The 16,281-nt window shown below is 60.5% G+C and carries 13 protein-coding genes; 6 read left to right on the forward strand and 7 right to left on the reverse strand.

Going from position 1 to position 16,281, the window contains the following annotated elements; all coding sequences use genetic code 11:
* Window positions 1-127: 127 nt before the first annotated feature.
* Entirely contained in the window at window positions 128-1,339 is a 1,212-nt protein-coding gene (locus HX830_RS18295; protein ID WP_177101712.1) for an MFS transporter, read from the forward strand.
* 201 nt (window positions 1,340-1,540) lie between these two features.
* On the opposite strand, the gene HX830_RS18300 is transcribed toward HX830_RS18295, so the two are convergent.
* Window positions 1,541-1,744, reverse strand: coding sequence for a tautomerase family protein (locus tag HX830_RS18300; RefSeq protein WP_100944373.1), 204 nt, complete (start codon window positions 1,742-1,744; stop codon window positions 1,541-1,543).
* A gap of 122 nt (window positions 1,745-1,866) precedes the next feature.
* On the opposite strand from HX830_RS18300, the gene HX830_RS18305 reads away from it, so the two are divergent.
* Window positions 1,867-2,790, forward strand: coding sequence for a LysR family transcriptional regulator (locus HX830_RS18305; RefSeq protein WP_177101714.1), 924 nt, complete (start codon window positions 1,867-1,869; stop codon window positions 2,788-2,790).
* Window positions 2,791-2,850: 60 nt separating this feature from the next.
* Here the strand turns inward: HX830_RS18305 and HX830_RS18310 are convergent, their stop codons facing one another.
* Window positions 2,851-4,347: an amino acid racemase gene (locus HX830_RS18310; RefSeq protein WP_177101716.1), complete on the reverse strand. Its 1,497-nt coding sequence runs from the start codon at window positions 4,345-4,347 to the stop codon at window positions 2,851-2,853.
* Window positions 4,348-4,358: 11 nt separating this feature from the next.
* Window positions 4,359-5,663, reverse strand: a complete 1,305-nt coding sequence (locus HX830_RS18315) for a dicarboxylate/amino acid:cation symporter (protein WP_177101718.1) — start codon at window positions 5,661-5,663, stop codon at window positions 4,359-4,361.
* Window positions 5,664-6,018: 355 nt separating this feature from the next.
* On the opposite strand from HX830_RS18315, the gene HX830_RS18320 reads away from it, so the two are divergent.
* From HX830_RS18320 to HX830_RS18330, 3 genes are all read left to right on the forward strand, one after another.
* Window positions 6,019-6,936, forward strand: coding sequence for a LysR substrate-binding domain-containing protein (locus HX830_RS18320; RefSeq protein WP_177101720.1), 918 nt, complete (start codon window positions 6,019-6,021; stop codon window positions 6,934-6,936).
* 415 nt (window positions 6,937-7,351) lie between these two features.
* A complete protein-coding gene (locus HX830_RS18325) occupies window positions 7,352-7,630 on the forward strand; it encodes a DUF3077 domain-containing protein (protein ID WP_152742147.1) in 279 nt (92 codons plus the stop codon).
* A gap of 394 nt (window positions 7,631-8,024) precedes the next feature.
* Window positions 8,025-8,480, forward strand: a complete 456-nt coding sequence (locus HX830_RS18330) for a type II toxin-antitoxin system PemK/MazF family toxin (protein WP_177101722.1) — start codon at window positions 8,025-8,027, stop codon at window positions 8,478-8,480.
* 529 nt (window positions 8,481-9,009) lie between these two features.
* On the opposite strand, the gene HX830_RS18335 is transcribed toward HX830_RS18330, so the two are convergent.
* Window positions 9,010-9,534, reverse strand: coding sequence for a single-stranded DNA-binding protein (locus HX830_RS18335; protein ID WP_152742149.1), 525 nt, complete (start codon window positions 9,532-9,534; stop codon window positions 9,010-9,012).
* Window positions 9,535-9,543: 9 nt separating this feature from the next.
* Complete coding sequence (locus tag HX830_RS18340; RefSeq protein ID WP_103495388.1) at window positions 9,544-10,941, reverse strand: MFS transporter; 1,398 nt, start codon at window positions 10,939-10,941, stop codon at window positions 9,544-9,546.
* Window positions 10,942-11,118: 177 nt separating this feature from the next.
* Here HX830_RS18340 and uvrA point away from each other — a divergent pair, with 177 nt between their 5' ends.
* Window positions 11,119-13,953, forward strand: coding sequence for an excinuclease ABC subunit UvrA (gene uvrA, locus HX830_RS18345; RefSeq protein WP_103495387.1), 2,835 nt, complete (start codon window positions 11,119-11,121; stop codon window positions 13,951-13,953).
* 72 nt (window positions 13,954-14,025) lie between these two features.
* Here uvrA and bfr read toward each other — a convergent pair whose 3' ends face one another.
* Both bfr and HX830_RS18355 read right to left on the reverse strand, forming a co-directional pair.
* The gene (gene bfr, locus HX830_RS18350; protein WP_103495386.1) at window positions 14,026-14,490 is read right to left on the reverse strand and encodes a bacterioferritin; all 465 of its coding nucleotides are present in this window, start codon (window positions 14,488-14,490) and stop codon (window positions 14,026-14,028) included.
* A 156-nt stretch (window positions 14,491-14,646) separates the two neighbouring features.
* The gene (locus tag HX830_RS18355) at window positions 14,647-16,095 is read right to left on the reverse strand and encodes a catalase (RefSeq protein WP_103495385.1); all 1,449 of its coding nucleotides are present in this window, start codon (window positions 16,093-16,095) and stop codon (window positions 14,647-14,649) included.
* Window positions 16,096-16,281: the final 186 nt, after the last annotated feature.

The following is a 16,281-nucleotide window of genomic DNA, read 5'->3' on the forward strand; positions in this document are numbered from 1 at the left end:
TGTGGCGTGCTCGATATCTCGCTGATATTTGCCATCAGGTCAAATATGTTATGCCATTACCTGTCTTTTTCCGCACAAGTGAAACCCCGACACTGCGCTCCTGATCAAACCTACCGGAGTTGCAGCCATGCCCATTGCCTTGCTGGCGCTGACCCTCAGCGCCTTTGCCATCGGGACGACCGAGTTCGTCATCGTTGGCCTGTTACCCACCATCGGCGCCGACCTCGGTGTCGACCTGCCTTCCGCCGGCCTGCTGGTCAGCCTCTATGCCCTGGGTGTCGCCATCGGCGCCCCGGTGCTGACCGCCCTCACCGGCAAGGTCCCGCGCAAACTCCTGCTGTTGTCGCTGATGGTGCTGTTCACCCTCGGCAACCTGCTGGCCTGGCAAGCGCCGAGCTACGAGTCGCTGATCCTCGCGCGCATCGTCACCGGCCTGGCCCACGGGGTGTTTTTCTCCATCGGTTCGACCATCGCCACCAGCCTGGTGCCGAAGGAAAAGGCCGCCAGTGCGATCGCCATCATGTTCACCGGCCTGACCGTGGCCCTGGTCACCGGCGTACCCCTGGGGACTTTTATCGGCCAGCATTTCGGCTGGCGCGAAACCTTTCTCGCCGTGTCCGCCCTGGGTTTGATCGCCTTTATCGGCAGCCTGATCTATGTGCCGAAGAACATCACACACAACAAGCCGGCCTCACTGCTGCAACAACTGCAAGTGTTGAAGCAACCGCGTCTGCTGCTGGTGTATGCGATGACCGCCGCCGGTTATGGCGGCACCTTTATCGCCTTTACCTTTCTGGCGCCGATCCTTCAGGACATCTCCGGCTTTCAGCCCGGCACCGTCAGCCTGGTACTGCTGGTCTACGGTGTCTCGGTGGCGGTGGGTAATATCTGGGGCGGGAAACTGGCGGACAAGCGTGGTCCCATTGGCGCGCTGAAGCTGATCTTCCTGCTGCTGGCGGTCGTGCTGTTCGTGCTGACCTTCACCGCCGGCAATCCGTGGTTGGTCCTGCTGACCGTGCTGGCCTGGGGCGCGGTGGCCTTCGGCAATGTGCCGGGCCTGCAGATCTATGTAGTGCGCCAGGCCGAACATCACACGCCTCATGCGGTGGATGTAGCTTCGGGCCTGAATATCGCCGCCTTCAACCTCGGAATTGCCGGCGGGGCCTGGATCGGTGGCCTGATCGTCGCCAACCTGGGTCTGATCCATACAACCTGGATTGGCGGATTGGTGGTGCTGGTGGCCCTGGCACTGACAGCCTGGAGCGGTCGGCTGGATCGACTGGGGCCGGTGTATGCCGAGCCTGCAGAAGGTTCGGCGCGGGTGGTAGCCGGCCACTGAGGCCAGCCCCATACCACAAGACTCACCTTGGAAACACGCTCCCTTGTAGGAGCCTGGCTTGCCAGCGAAGAGGCCTTCAAGATCGCCAAAAGCTTCGCGGCGATGCGGCGTCCCGACAAGCCCTGCTCCTACAGACCGTGGTTAACCGCGTCCTGATGCTCGGCAGACGCGAATCGGTTCGCCCCCCTATTGGACCCGATTTTATTCCTTGGACTTGCGGTGCTCCGTGACGCTCAAGCCGGCATGCCCCCAGTTATCGGTATCCACCTCCTCGATCACGATATGGGTCACCTCCGGCGGTTTACCGAGCACCCGTTGCAGGGTCTCGGTGATTTCGGCGATGACCTGGGCTTTCTGCTCGCGGGTCACGCCCTCACGGGTAATACGAACGCTGACAAAAGGCATGCTGTGCTCCAGTGGTTGAAAGAAGGTTTGGCGACGCGCTGGTGGAACTCACTTTATTGCCCCACACTCATTTGATAAATACGGATGCCCGTACCTCATTTGATCCCCCAGTGTAATCAATCATGCAACGACAGTTCGACGACCTCATGCTCGGCAGCATCGAGCTGTTTTGCCTGGCGGCCGAGGCCGGCAGTTTCACCGCCGCCGCCCAGGTGGCCGGGGTCACGCCGGCGGCGGTGAGTCGCTCGGTCTCGCGCATGGAAGAACGCCTCGGCGTGCGCCTGTTCACCCGCACCACCCGCAGCGTACGCCTGACCGAGGGCGGCCGCGGCTACTTCGAACAATGCAAGCAGGCCCTGACCCAACTGACCGAAGCGCAACGGGAAGTCATGGGCAAGCAACAGGAACCGGCCGGCACCTTGCGCATCAGCATCCCGACGCCTTACGCCCATCACCGTATCCTGCCGTTGCTACCGGCCTTTCGTGAGCGCCATCCGGCGGTGAAGGTCGAGGTGCATATCAGCAACCGCAATATCGACTTCGTCGAAGAAGGCTACGACCTGGCGATCCGCGTTCGGGTGCTGCCCGACTCGGGGCTGATCGCCCGGCACCTGGAAGACGCCGCGCTGGTGGTGATCGCCACGCCTGAATACCTGCAACGAACTGGTACACCGCAAACCCTGGAAGACCTGCCACAGCACGAGTGCATCCAGTTCGAACTGCCCAGCAGCGGTCGGCGGATTGCCTGGTTGTTCAAGGATGCCGAGGGCAAGGAGCGGGAGCTGCTGGCCGAGAGCAGCTACTGCTGCTCCGATGATGTATTGGGCGGAGTGACACTGGCGAAGAACGGTGCCGGGTTGTTCCAGACCTATCGTTTCATTGTCGAAAAGGAACTGGCCGACGGCTCGCTGGTGGAAGTGCTCCAACCCTTCGCTGGGCGCTCGCGGCCGTTCACCCTGCTCTACCCCCATGGTCGACATGTGCCGTTGCGGTTGAAGGCGTTTGTCGATTTTCTGCTGGAGTATCGGGAGCGCTGGAGCGCCTGAGGCCTGCAGATAACACCCAACGCGACCCATTGTAGGAGGCGGCTTGCCGGCGATAGCATTTCAGCCGCGATAGGTTATCCGTGCAGATCGGCTCGAGGTCGCCAGGCTGACACAGCGCAGCGCCAGAACGGAAGTCGGGTCCACCAGCGCCACACGGTGACCGCGCACTTGGAAGTCGTCGCAATGGCTGAGCACCAGGGGCAACTCCGTGCAGCCGAGGATAATCACCTCGGCGCCCAGCTCACACAGGTGCTCGACCGCCAGCAGCAACTGCTCCTTGCACAGGCCATCGGTGAACCCGGCCTTGATGCCACGCTCGCCATAAATCGCGCTCATCACCAACTCCTGATAATCGAAGCCGGGAATCAGCAAGGGCAAGCCGGCATGGCGGGCGGCCTGGTGGTAGACCTGGCTTTGCACCGTGCCCGAGGTGGCGAGCAGGCCGATATGCTTGCCACTGCCGTGCTGGCGGGCAATCGCCTCGACGGTTTCACTGAGCATATTGATGATCGGCACCCGCAAATAAGGCTGGAGCCGCTCGACGAAGGCATGGGCGGTGTTGCACGGAATCGCGATGGCCTGCGCGCCGGCACTTTCCAGGCGCTTGCAGGTGGCATAGAGCGCCAGGGTCGGGTCGGCCTCATCGAACAGCAGGTTGGCCGTGCGGTCCGGAATCTGCGGATTCTGCTCCACCACCATTTTGATATGGTCCTGGTCGCGTCCCGCCGGGGTGTGACGGACCACCTTGGCCATAAAGTCCACGGTGGCCGCCGGACCGACACCGCCGACGATTCCCAGTTTAAACGGTGCATGGGTTGGCTCATCGTCGGCGGTGGTCACGGCGGCGGCATAGATCTCGTTGATGTCGAGCACCCTCAGGCCGCGCCGCTGCAAATCGGCGCAAACCAGCGAAAGCTCGGTCAACCCCGGAACGATCAGATTCGCGCCCAGTTCCTGTAGCGACAGGCAAGCTTGGTACACACCTTCCAGCGGAACACCTTGCAGATAGCCGTCCTTGATTCCGTTGAGACCATACATGGCGTCCATCAGGGCGCGTTGGTCCGATTCGGGGGGATAGACCAGCTGGAAATCCCCGCCCAGATAGCGCTCGAACAAACCGGAGTGACGCACATAGTCCGAGGCCAGAATCCCCAGTCGCGTGCCCGGCTCGGCGATCCGGCGAATATGTTCGGCCAGGGCCGCCATCAGGTCGAGAACCGGAATCCCCAGCTCCTGCTGGATCTCCTCACGGAACGTCTGGCTGGCGAAACACGGCAGCACCACCGCGTCGATCCCACCCGCCTCGAATGACTGGCAGACCTGGAACACATAGAACTTGCGCGCGGTCATGCTCGCCTCGCGGTCCAGGGGCAGCAGCACATCCTTGAACGGATGCTGTTCGAAAAGGAAGTGATAGCGCCCCTGATCCGCTAGCACCGCCCTGGATTTGACCAGCTTGAAGAACAGATCGCCGCCGGCCAGTGAGCCTAGGCCGCCGACGATGCCCAGCTTGCGGGCGACTGGCGGCATTTCGGATTTTTTGCCTTGGGTGTTCATGGTCGAGGTTCTCAAACCGTGGTCGCTGGGGTACGCGTCAACGCGACGGAATGGGCGACGGGCAACTCGTCCTGCTGCTCCTCGGACTCATATTCCTGTTCGGCGCGGGCAACCACTGCGGTCGCGATACTGTTGCCGACCACATTGGTCGCGGTTCGCGCCATGTCGAGGAACTGGTCGATACCGATGATCAGCAACAAGCCGGCTTCAGGCAGGTTGAACATCGGCAGGGTCGCGGCCACCACCACGACCGAAGCCCGGGCGACACCGGCCATGCCTTTGCTGGTGACCATCAGCGTCAGCAGAATCAGCAACTGCTGGGTGAAACTCAGCTCGATGTTGTAGGCCTGGGCGATAAACAGGATGGCAAAGGATTGATACATCATCGAGCCGTCGAGGTTGAACGAATAACCCAGGGGCAGAACGAAGCTGGAGACACGCTTCGGTGCGCCGAACTTCTCCAGGGCCTCCATGGTTTTCGGGTAGGCGGACTCACTGCTGGCGGTGGAAAACGCCAACAGGATGGGCTCCTTGATCAGCTTGCCGAGGGTGAACACCGAACGTCCGAGAAACAGGTAACCGGCACCGAACAGCACCGCCCACAGAAGCGCGATCCCCAGGTAAAACTCGGCGATCAGCTTGCCGTAGTCCAGCAGCAGGCCGAGCCCCTCGGTGGTGATCGCACTGGCAATCGCGGCGAACACGCCGATAGGCGCAAAGGCCATCACGTAGTCGGTGATCTTGAACATCACCTTGGCCAGTTCATCTACCAGGCTGGTGATCCGGGTGAAACCGGCCTGCTTGAGCCCCGCCAGGGCGAAACCGAAAAACAGCGAGAACACCACGATCTGCAGAATCTCGTTGTTGGCCATGGCTTCGGCAATGCTGCGCGGGAACACATGGCTGACAAACACCTTGAGGCTGAAGTCGCCGGTGTTCACCACCTGGGCCGCAACGGCAGCGTGATCGACGTGCAGGTTCATCCCGGCGCCGGGCTGGAACAGGTTGACCAGCAGCATGCCGATCAGCAGGGAGATCAGCGACGCGCTGATAAACCAGGCCATGGCGCGGGTGCCGATACGGCCCACCGAACGCGAACTGCCAAGGCTGGCGATACCGCCCACCAGGGTGGCGAACACCAGGGGCGCGATAATCATCTTGATCATTCGCAGGAAGATATCGGTGACCATCGAGAAGTAGGCGGCGATGTCCTTGGCCGACTTGGCGTCCGCCGCGAAGTGATGGCACAGCCAGCCGACCAGGACACCGGCGGCGATGCCGATGGCGATATGACGGGGTAATCTGTTTTTGCTCATGGTGTTTCCCTCAAGTCTGTTGTCGGTTTTTTTGCTTGGCAGGAAAAGAATCGTCGGCCCGGCCGCTCTGCGGCGCCGCGCCCAAATGCATAACTCACAAACACCTCGGTCCTGTAGGAGCAGGGCTTGCCCGCGAAGCTTTTGGCGGCCTCAAGAACGCCTTCGCGGGCAATCGAGCGTCGACCGGCCGTTCCTACAGGTTCCGTGTCCATGGCCCGATTCTAGGGTGAGCCCGCCCAGCAGATGATGAGTAATCGCCATCACCCGATGCGCTTTTGGAATAGTTATGAAAAATCCGGAGAAGCCCGACAGGCACTGACGTAGACTCGTGATCACCGCGACCAAGGTGGGCAGCATGCAAATCAAGTGGCTGGACGATCTGCTCGCGATCGAGCAACACAAGAATTTTTCCCGGGCCGCCGAAGTTCGCTGCGTCACCCAGTCGGCGCTGTCCCGGCGTATCCGCTCGCTGGAAGACTGGGTCGGCGCGCAGCTGGTCGACCGCGGCACCTACCCGGTACAACTGACTCAAGCCGGCCAACTGTTCTGCGAACAAGGCCGCGAGGCGCTGGCGGCGCTGCTGGAATTGCGCTCAACCTTGCGCCAGGACGAAAAAATGCCTGGGCGTTCGATTCAGATCACGGCAGGCCACAGCCTGTCGATCACCTTCCTGCCCAAATGGCTGGCGCAATTTCAAAAGCACCACGAGCCGTTCAACGTGCGGGTGGTCGCGGCGAATATCCACGACGCGGTGATTGCCCTGGCGGAAGGCAATTGCGACCTGATGATCGTTTACCACCACCCCCAGGCGCCGATCCTGATCGACGCTGACAAGTTCGCCAGCCTGCCCCTGGGCCGGGACGCCTTCCTGCCGTTCTGTGCACCGGACCGTAGTGGTAAACCTCTGTATCGACTGCCCGGAAAGGCTGGAAAACCGGTCCCCTACCTGGCCTACACCGCCACGACCTTCCTCGGACGCGTGGCCGACCTGATCCTCAAGAACGCGGCCACGCCTTGCGAACTGACCCGTTGCTACGAGGCCGACATGACCATGCTGCTGATGCAGATGGCCATCGAAGGGTATGGAGTGGCCTGGCTACCGCAGAGCGCCGCTGCGCCAGCCGTGGACAGCGGGCAGTTGGTGAAAGCCGGTGGCAACGAATGGAACACCGGTCTGGAGATCCGCGCCTATTGTTCGCTGGCCAATCAGAACCCGACCATGCGCGAGTTGTGGGAAACCTTGGGGAAGGCTTCGCGGGAAGTGGGTGAGTAGAAGATCACTGAACAACCCTCTATGCCAGTTGAAACTTTTCGACTTAAATACCCCCCCGCCAGTCACATTGCAGCTCCTCATCGTGCGCGCTACCTTTTCCCTGTCGCTGCCAATTCAGCGGCCGGGCTTGGAAACCCGAATTGAGGGTATAGGCGCACCAGCGCCCCAACCACGATGGCAGGCGCTGTTTCTTTGTCTGCAATGTCGTGCAATGGCGGCTGTGCGTGGGAGGACTTCGGTCCTGCCGGGACCTATACCCCCGGTTTTCCAACCTGCGTACAGCTGCCACCCACTCGCTTGGAAACGAACGTGGCGGCTATTTCCCCAGGTATAGGAGTTAGCGCATGGACGGTTTCACTCAAGCAAAGACTTACCTTCAAACAACCAGCACCCAGGCCCACGCCGGAGGTGCCCAATGACCAATCCCCCACCAAACAAAACCCTCGGCGTCATCACCTTCTCCCAGTGCGGCTCCCAAGGTCGCGAACTATTTCGCGTAAACCCTGGCGTTCCCATTCTGGAAGCCATGGAGCACGCGTCCCTCCTGCTCTACTGCGCCAAAGCACTCTCCCTCGATGCCGCCCTGGAAAGCGATGGCGAACGCTACGCCTGGGCATCGCATTACCTGGGTGAGATGGGCAAGGCGGTCATCGATGATTTGACGCAGGGAATGTTGCGCGGGGCGTCGGTGTAAGCGGGTAATAACTGGCAATAAAAAAGCCCGTGACATTAATAGCCACGGGCTTTTGACTAGAGCTTTCGCCACGTGTCGCATACCTAGTGGGCACCTCCACAAGGGCTGCCCAGAGCCTTGGCACCATAAAGCCACCGCAAGGGAGCGCTACGTGTCAAAACCCCACGCCCCAGTCGCATCGTCGGTCTATTCAAAGGATCTTCATCAAGACGACTTCATTCTGCCCCCTGAGACTGGGCATCAAAGTTTTGGCTACGTACCAGAAATGTATCGCCCCGAGCATCACAGGTTGCGCAACGCCGAACGGCACCCAGTTGGAGATCCAGCTTCGCTCAGACAGCGTGGAGCTGGAGCATCATGTCGACCTGGCGGTGCCCCATGTTAAGGACAGTTGATGGCTATTAGATTTGAACCCAAGATAGGGCAGATTCTGGAGTGCAACTATGGGGACTACCAGTACGATGAAGACGGTGGCATGGTTTTCAAGAGCTACGACTATCGCTTGAAGCCAGAAATGATCAAGAACCGTTTGGTTGTCGTGCTAAATGCGCGGATTGACCCTAATGCCTGCATAGTCGTGCCGCTGTCGACAACAAAGGACATGGGGAAGCTCAGCCGTGGTTTGCATGTCGAGCTGGGGAGCGAGCTGATAGACGAGCTGCCTTACTTTAAGCAACAAACCAGGTGGGCAAAAGCCGACCTCATTGAACAGGTCAGCAAACTACGCCTCTTCAAGCCCAGGGCTATGCGTGGGCACCTGGAGCAAGTGCTATCGCGGGAGGTGGTGACTCTCATTCAGAAAGCCGTAATAAAAGCTGTAAACGCTGGGGCATTGCTCAAAGAAAATTGACATGCGCGTCAACCAGCCATAGAATTTTTCACGTAGCCCTTGAGGCACTTAAGTTTTATCCCCCTAGAGGGACCTGCAAAGCCCGGTTAACAACCGGGCTTTTGCCTTTCTGAGAATCGTGCTTCTGTTCCGGTGGCGACCTTGCGGACGCCATCGTCGGCAACCCGACTCACACAGGGACGGTATTCTGCCTTAACTGAATGGCATTAGCCCGTCGGGCGCCTTTTAGAAAAGTCTAGGAGAGCTGGTAGTCGCAGCGCTTACTTAGCTAGTCTCAAGAGACTGGGTCGCAAGCCAACCGTTGTTGCCTGGTTGCCGCTACCGCAGGATGGTGACGTCCTGCAATCCGCACTGTCGGTCAATAGACACCGTGACACCGAACAGCAATGCTCTTATTGAGCCCTCGTTGGTAGATTAGCAACAGCTAACCATTTGATCAATCCCCGGCACTTGCGGGTCTTACTAACGAGAAGCCCCCGCAGGGCGAGGGCTTCAAAGAGACACTTTACAAGAAAGTCTCTGGTGTTCGTCAGAACGGAATATCGTCATCAAAGCTGTCGAAATCCGGAGCCGGCTGCGGTGCGGCCTGCTGTGGTGCCGGGCGCGATTGCTGCGGGGCCGACTGCTGTGGGCGCGACTGCTGCGGACGCGGAGCCTGTTGGCGTGGCGCGGACTGGTCGTAGCCGCCGCCTTGTTGGTCGCCCTGTTGTGGACGGCCACCCAGCAGCTGCATGGTGCCCTGCATGTCGACGATGATTTCAGTGGTGTAGCGCTTGATGCCGTCTTTTTCCCACTCGCGGGTCTGCAGCTTGCCTTCGATGTAGACCTGCGAACCTTTACGCAGGTACTCGCCGGCAATCTCGGCGACCTTGCCGAACATCGACACACGGTGCCACTCGGTCTTCTCGACCTTCTGACCAGTCTGCTTGTCGGTCCACTGTTCGCTGGTCGCCAGACTCAGGTTGGTCACGGCGTTGCCGTTAGGCAGGAAGCGAACCTCAGGATCCTGGCCGCACGTGCCGACCAATATGACTTTGTTAACCCCACGGGCCATAACGTTCTCCTAGGCTTCGCACGCTTGGGGCGCCGGTTCATTGACCAGGCGCTCAAGGGTCGTGCGATCCAACAATTCGGTGTCCAATTTGATGTAAATGGCAGCCTCTTCGGCCACCATGACTGCATCGGTTACCCCTACGATCGCCTTGAGGCGCTCGACCAGACCGGCTTCGCGGATCGCTTCAGGCGATAACGGCACGCGCAGGCTCGTCACATAGGGTGGTTCGCGCATGGTAACAGCAAAGGCCAGCCAGAGTGCAGCCAGACCGGCGCATCCAAGGAAAACCGCCGACAAACCGCCATGCTGGAACATCCAGCCGCCCATGATCCCGCCGAGCGCGGAGCCGAGGAACTGGCTGGTGGAATACACCCCCATCGCCGTGCCCTTGCCGCCCGCCGGTGAAACCTTGCTGATCAACGACGGCAAGGAAGCTTCCAGCAGATTGAACGCGGTGAAGAACACCACGGTACCAATCACCAGCGCCCGCAAACTGTCGCCGAACTCCCAGAAGAATAGCTCAGTGAGCATCAAGGTCGTCACGGCGCCGAGTAAAACTCGTTTCATTTTGCGTTTTTTCTCGCCATAGATGATGAACGGGATCATGGCGAAGAAGGAAATCAGCAGCGCGGTCAGGTACACCCACCAGTGCTGCTCCTTGGGCAACCCGGCTTTTTCCACCAGGGCCAGGGGCAAGGCGACAAAGCTGGACATCAGCATCGCGTGCAGGACGAAGATCCCCAGGTCCAGGCGCAGCAGGTCAGGATGCTTGAGGGTCGGCAACAACGCCTTACGGGCCACGCCGGACTCACGGTGCTGCAACGGCCCCGTTGAGTGCGGGACCATGAAGGCGATGATCAGGATCCCCAGCAGCGCCATGCCGCCAGTGGCCAGGAACAGGCCGGACAGACCGAAGGCGCGGGTCAGCAAGGGGCCGACCACCATCGCCACGGCGAACGACAGACCAATGGTCATGCCGATCATCGCCATGGCCTTGGTCCGGTGCTGCTCGCGGGTCAGGTCCGAGAGCAGCGCCATGACCGCCGCGGAAATCGCCCCGGCGCCTTGCAGGATCCGGCCGGCGATCACGCCCCAGATCGAATCGGCGTTGGCCGCCAGCAAGCTGCCCAGGGCGAAGACCACCAGCCCGAGGTAGATCACCGGGCGTCGGCCGATGCGGTCGGAAATGATCCCGAAGGGAATCTGGAATACCGCCTGGGTCAGGCCATAGGCGCCGATGGCCAGGCCGATCAGGGCCGGTGTCGCCCCCGCGAGATCCATCCCGTAAGTAGCCAGAACCGGCAACACCATGAACATGCCAAGCATACGGAAAGCGAACACCAGGGCCAGACCGCTTGCCGCGCGGGTCTCGCTGCCACTCATGCGTTCGCTGTGGGGATCGTGCATGGAAAAACCTCGTGTGAACCGGCGGCGATTCTACCAGTCCCATCGATAGAGGGGATACATGGCGACGCTTTGTCGCGAGCTGTCATGCAAGACTGAAATACTGTCGGCCGATAGTGTGCATCCATCCAGTATTTAGCCTTATACTCTTGCGTTTACCGCCCGCCGTGCGAGGCCATCTTGGACAAGATCCTGATTCGTGGGGCTCGAACCCACAACCTGAAGAACATCGACCTGACCCTGCCCCGGGACAAGCTGATCGTGATCACCGGCTTGTCCGGGTCCGGCAAGTCGTCCCTGGCCTTCGACACCTTATACGCCGAAGGGCAACGCCGTTACGTGGAATCGTTGTCGGCCTATGCCCGGCAATTCCTCTCGATGATGGAAAAACCCGACGTCGACACCATCGAAGGCCTGTCGCCGGCGATCTCCATCGAGCAGAAGTCGACGTCGCATAACCCGCGTTCGACGGTCGGTACCATCACCGAGATCTACGACTACCTGCGTCTGCTGTATGCCCGCGTAGGCACCCCACGCTGCCCGGACCACGATATCCCGCTGGAAGCCCAGACCGTCAGCCAGATGGTCGACCTGGTGCTGGCCCAGCCCGAAGGCTCCAAGCTGATGCTGCTGGCGCCGGTGATTCGCGAGCGCAAGGGCGAGCACCTGTCGGTGTTCGAAGAGCTGCGGGCGCAAGGTTTTGTCCGCGCGCGGGTCAACGGCCGGCTCTGCGAGCTGGACGAAGTGCCCAAGCTCGACAAGCAGAAGAAGCACTCCATCGATGTGGTGGTCGACCGCTTCAAGGTTCGTGGCGATTTGCAACAACGCCTGGCCGAGTCCTTCGAGACCGCGCTGAAGCTGGCGGACGGCATCGCCCTGGTAGCACCGATGGACGACGAACCCGGCGAGGAGATGATCTTCTCCGCGCGCTTCGCCTGCCCGATCTGCGGTCATGCCATCAGCGAGCTGGAACCCAAGCTGTTCTCCTTCAACAACCCGGCTGGCGCCTGTCCGACCTGTGACGGCCTGGGGGTCAAGCAGTTCTTTGATATCAAGCGCCTGGTCAATGGTGAGCTGACCCTGGCCGAAGGGGCAATACGCGGCTGGGACCGGCGCAACGTCTATTACTTCCAGATGCTTGGGTCGCTCGCATCCCACTATGGCTTCAGTCTGGAAGTGCCGTTCAACACGTTGCCGGCGGACCAACAGAAGTTGCTCCTGCAAGGCAGCGGCAGCCAGAACGTCGACTTCAAGTACCTCAACGACCGCGGCGATATCGTCAAGCGTTCCCACCCGTTCGAAGGCATCGTGCCGAACCTGGAGCGTCGTTACCGCGAAACCGAATCGGCCACCGTGCGTGAAGAGCTGGCCAAGTTCCTCAGCACCCAACCGTGCCCGGATTGTCGTGGTACCCGCCTGCGTCGCGAGGCGCGGCACGTGTGGGTGGGCGAGAAGACCCTGCCGGCGGTGACCAACTTGCCGATCGGCGATGCCTGCGAATACTTCGGCGTGCTGAAGCTGACCGGTCGCCGTGGGGAAATCGCCGACAAGATTCTCAAGGAAATCCGTGAGCGCCTGCAGTTCCTGGTCAACGTCGGCCTGGATTATCTGTCCCTGGATCGTAGCGCCGACACCCTGTCCGGTGGCGAAGCGCAGCGCATTCGCCTGGCCAGCCAGATTGGCGCCGGCCTCGTGGGGGTGTTGTACATCCTCGATGAACCGTCCATCGGTTTGCACCAGCGGGACAACGACCGCCTGCTCGGCACCCTGAAGCACCTGCGCGACATCGGCAACACAGTGATCGTGGTCGAGCACGATGAAGACGCGATTCGCCTGGCCGATTATGTGGTCGACATCGGCCCGGGTGCAGGCGTGCATGGCGGCCATATCGTCGCCGAAGGCACACCGGCCGAGGTCATGGCCCACCCTGACTCGTTGACCGGCAAGTATTTGTCCGGCCGGGTGAAGATCGAAGTACCAGCCAAGCGCACACCGCGTAACAAGAAGCAGGTGTTGACGCTCAAGGGCGCCCGTGGCAACAACTTGCGCAACGTCGACCTGGAGATCCCGTTGGGTCTGCTGACCTGCGTGACCGGCGTGTCCGGTTCCGGCAAGTCGACGCTGATCAACAACACCCTGTTCCCCCTGAGTTCTACCGCGCTGAACGGCGCGACGACGCTGGAAGCCGCGGCCCACGACAGCATCAACGGCCTGCAACACCTGGACAAGGTGGTGGATATCGACCAGAGCCCCATCGGTCGTACCCCGCGTTCGAACCCGGCCACCTACACCGGCCTGTTCACGCCGATCCGCGAGCTGTTCGCTGGCGTACCGGAGTCCCGTTCACGGGGTTACGGTCCGGGGCGTTTCTCGTTCAACGTCAAGGGAGGGCGCTGCGAAGCCTGCCAGGGCGATGGCCTGATCAAGGTGGAAATGCACTTCCTGCCGGACATCTATGTGCCGTGCGACGTGTGCAAGAGCAAGCGCTACAACCGCGAAACCCTCGAGATCAAGTACAAGGGCAAGAGCATCCACGAGGTGCTGGAGATGACCATCGAGGAGGCGCGGGAGTTCTTCGACGCGGTGCCGGCCCTGGCGCGCAAGCTGCAGACGCTGATGGATGTGGGCCTGTCGTATATCAAGCTGGGGCAGTCGGCAACCACCCTGTCCGGCGGCGAGGCGCAGCGGGTCAAGCTGTCCCGCGAACTGTCCAAGCGCGATACCGGCAAGACCCTGTATATCCTCGACGAGCCGACCACCGGCCTGCACTTCGCGGATATCCAGCAACTGCTGGACGTGCTGCACCGCCTGCGCGACCACGGCAATACCGTGGTGGTGATCGAGCACAACCTGGATGTGATCAAGACCGCCGACTGGTTGGTGGATCTTGGGCCTGAAGGCGGCTCCAAGGGCGGGCAGATCATTGCCGTTGGCACGCCGGAGCAAGTGGCGGAGATGTCGCAGTCTCACACCGGGCATTACCTGAAGCCGCTGTTGCTGCGCGATCGGGCGTAAACCGGCGGAATGAAAAAGCCCCTGTCATTGAATGATGACAGGGGCTTTTTTGTGGTCGCTGAAATCGCTGTCTCAGAACTGCGATTGCAGGTAATTCTGCAACCCGATGGACTTGATCAGCCCCAACTGCTTCTCCAGCCAGTAGGTGTGATCTTCCTCGGTATCGGCCAACTGCTGGCGCAGGATCTCGCGGGTGACGTAATCCTTGTGCACTTCACAGAGCTCGATGCCCTTGCACAGCGCGGCACGCACCTTGTACTCCAGGCGCAGGTCGGCGGCGAACATGTCAGGCACCGTGGTACCGATGTCCAGGTCGTCCGGGCGCATGCGTGGCGTGCCTTCCAGCATCAGGATCCGGCGCATCAGCGCATCGGCGTGTTGTGCCTCTTCTTCCATTTCGTGATTGATGCGCTCGTAGAGCTTGCTGAAGCCCCAGTCCTCGTACATCCGCGAATGGATGAAATACTGATCACGTGCCGCCAGCTCACCGGTCAGCAACGTGTTGAGGTAATCGACTACGACCTGGTTACCTTGCATAGCCCTACATCTCCCTGCTTGAAAGGCTGTATTTTGAACCAAGCTGACTGCAAGGTCACTGGAAAAACGCAAACAAAGTGAAGATTTTCCGAGAAAAGCAGCCTAAAAAACGCAAAAACCGCCCTGAGTGAGGGCGGTTCTGCTTCTCGTTTAGACTTAGTTCAGCACTACGCCCAAGGCCTTGGCGATGCCTTCGCCGTAAGCCGGATCAGCCTTGAAGAAGTGCTGCAACTGACGCTCGACCACATCGCTGGAAACACCCGACATCGCACCGGCTATATTGCTGATCAGCAGCGCTTTCTGCTCGGCGCTCATCAGCCGGAACAAGGCACCGGCATGGCTGTAGTAGTCGGTATCTTCGCGGTGATCGTAACGATCCGCCGCACCACTGAGGGCCAAGGCCGGCTCAGCGTAGCGAGGAGCCTGTTTGGGCGCGTCGACGTAGCTGTTGGGCTCGTAGTTCGGCGCGGCGCCACCGTTGCTGCCAAAGGCCATGGAGCCGTCACGCTGGTAGCTGTTGACCGGGCTGCGTGGGGCGTTCACCGGCAGTTGCTGGTGATTGGTGCCGACACGGTAGCGGTGGGCATCCGCATAGGCGAAGACACGCCCTTGCAGCATGCGGTCCGGCGACAGGCCAACACCCGGCACCATATTGCTCGGAGCGAAAGCGGCCTGCTCGACTTCAGCGAAGTAGTTCAGCGGATTGCGGTTGAGCTCCAGCTCGCCGACTTCGATCAACGGGAACTCTTTCTGCGACCAGGTCTTGGTCACGTCGAAGGGGTTCTCGTGATGCGCCGCGGCCTGAGCCTCGGTCATGATCTGGATGCACACGCTCCATTTCGGGAAATCGCCGCGTTCGATGGCGCCGAACAGATCACGCTGGGCGTAGTCAGGATCGGTACCCGCCAGGCGTGCCGCCTCGGCCGGTGCCAGGTTCTTGATGCCCTGCTTGGTCTTGTAGTGCCATTTCACCCAGTGACGCTCGCCCTTGGCGTTGATCAGGCTGTAGGTGTGGCTGCCGAAGCCGTGCATATGACGGTAGCCGTCCGGGATCCCGCGGTCCGAGAACAGGATGGTGACCTGGTGCAACGCCTCGGGCGAGTGCGACCAGAAGTCCCACATCATCTGCGCGCTTTTCAGGTTGCTTTGCGGCAAGCGTTTCTGGGTGTGGATAAAGTCGGGAAATTTCAGCGGATCGCGGATAAAGAACACCGGCGTGTTGTTGCCGACGATGTCCCAGTTGCCTTCCTCGGTGTAGAACTTCAGGGCGAAACCCCGTGGATCGCGCTCGGTGTCAGCCGAACCGCGTTCGCCACCCACGGTGGAGAAGCGCAGGAAGGTCGGGGTCTGCTTGCCCACGGACTCGAACAGCTTGGCGCTGGTGTACTGGGTGATGTCCTTGGAAACGGTGAAGGTCCCGTAGGCACCCGAGCCCTTGGCGTGTACACGGCGCTCAGGGATGTTTTCACGGTTGAAGTGGGCGAGCTTCTCGATCAGGTGAAAGTCGTCGAGCAGCAGCGGGCCACGGGGGCCGGCGGAACGGGAATTCTGGTTGTCCGCAACGGGCGCACCGCTGGCGGTGGTCAGCGTTTTGTTCTGGCTCATGCTTGTCCTTCCTCTCTCGGTCTTGGTGCTGCCGGCTAATCGGCTGAGAGGGAGTATTGACCATCAATATGACGGGGACAAATTCATTAAGTAATTGTCACCCATAGAAATACGCTATCGAAGGTCAATTGCTTAATAGCAGGCAACAAAAAACCGGGCACTAGCAGACTGTGTGAAAACCTAGCA

This window comes from Pseudomonas gingeri, from assembly GCF_013385425.1.
GTDB classification, from domain to species: Bacteria; Pseudomonadota; Gammaproteobacteria; order Pseudomonadales; family Pseudomonadaceae; genus Aquipseudomonas; species Aquipseudomonas gingeri_D.

Coding starts and splice junctions, on each gene's coding strand:
- HX830_RS18295 (WP_177101712.1), top strand. CDS start 128: ATGCCCATTGCCTTGCTGGCGCTGACCCTCAGCGCCTTTGCCATCGGG.
- HX830_RS18300 (WP_100944373.1), bottom strand. CDS start 1,744: ATGCCTTTTGTCAGCGTTCGTATTACCCGTGAGGGCGTGACCCGCGAG.
- HX830_RS18305 (WP_177101714.1), top strand. CDS start 1,867: ATGCAACGACAGTTCGACGACCTCATGCTCGGCAGCATCGAGCTGTTT.
- HX830_RS18310 (WP_177101716.1), bottom strand. CDS start 4,347: ATGAACACCCAAGGCAAAAAATCCGAAATGCCGCCAGTCGCCCGCAAG.
- HX830_RS18315 (WP_177101718.1), bottom strand. CDS start 5,663: ATGAGCAAAAACAGATTACCCCGTCATATCGCCATCGGCATCGCCGCC.
- HX830_RS18320 (WP_177101720.1), top strand. CDS start 6,019: ATGCAAATCAAGTGGCTGGACGATCTGCTCGCGATCGAGCAACACAAG.
- HX830_RS18325 (WP_152742147.1), top strand. CDS start 7,352: ATGACCAATCCCCCACCAAACAAAACCCTCGGCGTCATCACCTTCTCC.
- HX830_RS18330 (WP_177101722.1), top strand. CDS start 8,025: ATGGCTATTAGATTTGAACCCAAGATAGGGCAGATTCTGGAGTGCAAC.
- HX830_RS18335 (WP_152742149.1), bottom strand. CDS start 9,534: ATGGCCCGTGGGGTTAACAAAGTCATATTGGTCGGCACGTGCGGCCAG.
- HX830_RS18340 (WP_103495388.1), bottom strand. CDS start 10,941: ATGCACGATCCCCACAGCGAACGCATGAGTGGCAGCGAGACCCGCGCG.
- bfr (WP_103495386.1), bottom strand. CDS start 14,490: ATGCAAGGTAACCAGGTCGTAGTCGATTACCTCAACACGTTGCTGACC.
- HX830_RS18355 (WP_103495385.1), bottom strand. CDS start 16,095: ATGAGCCAGAACAAAACGCTGACCACCGCCAGCGGTGCGCCCGTTGCG.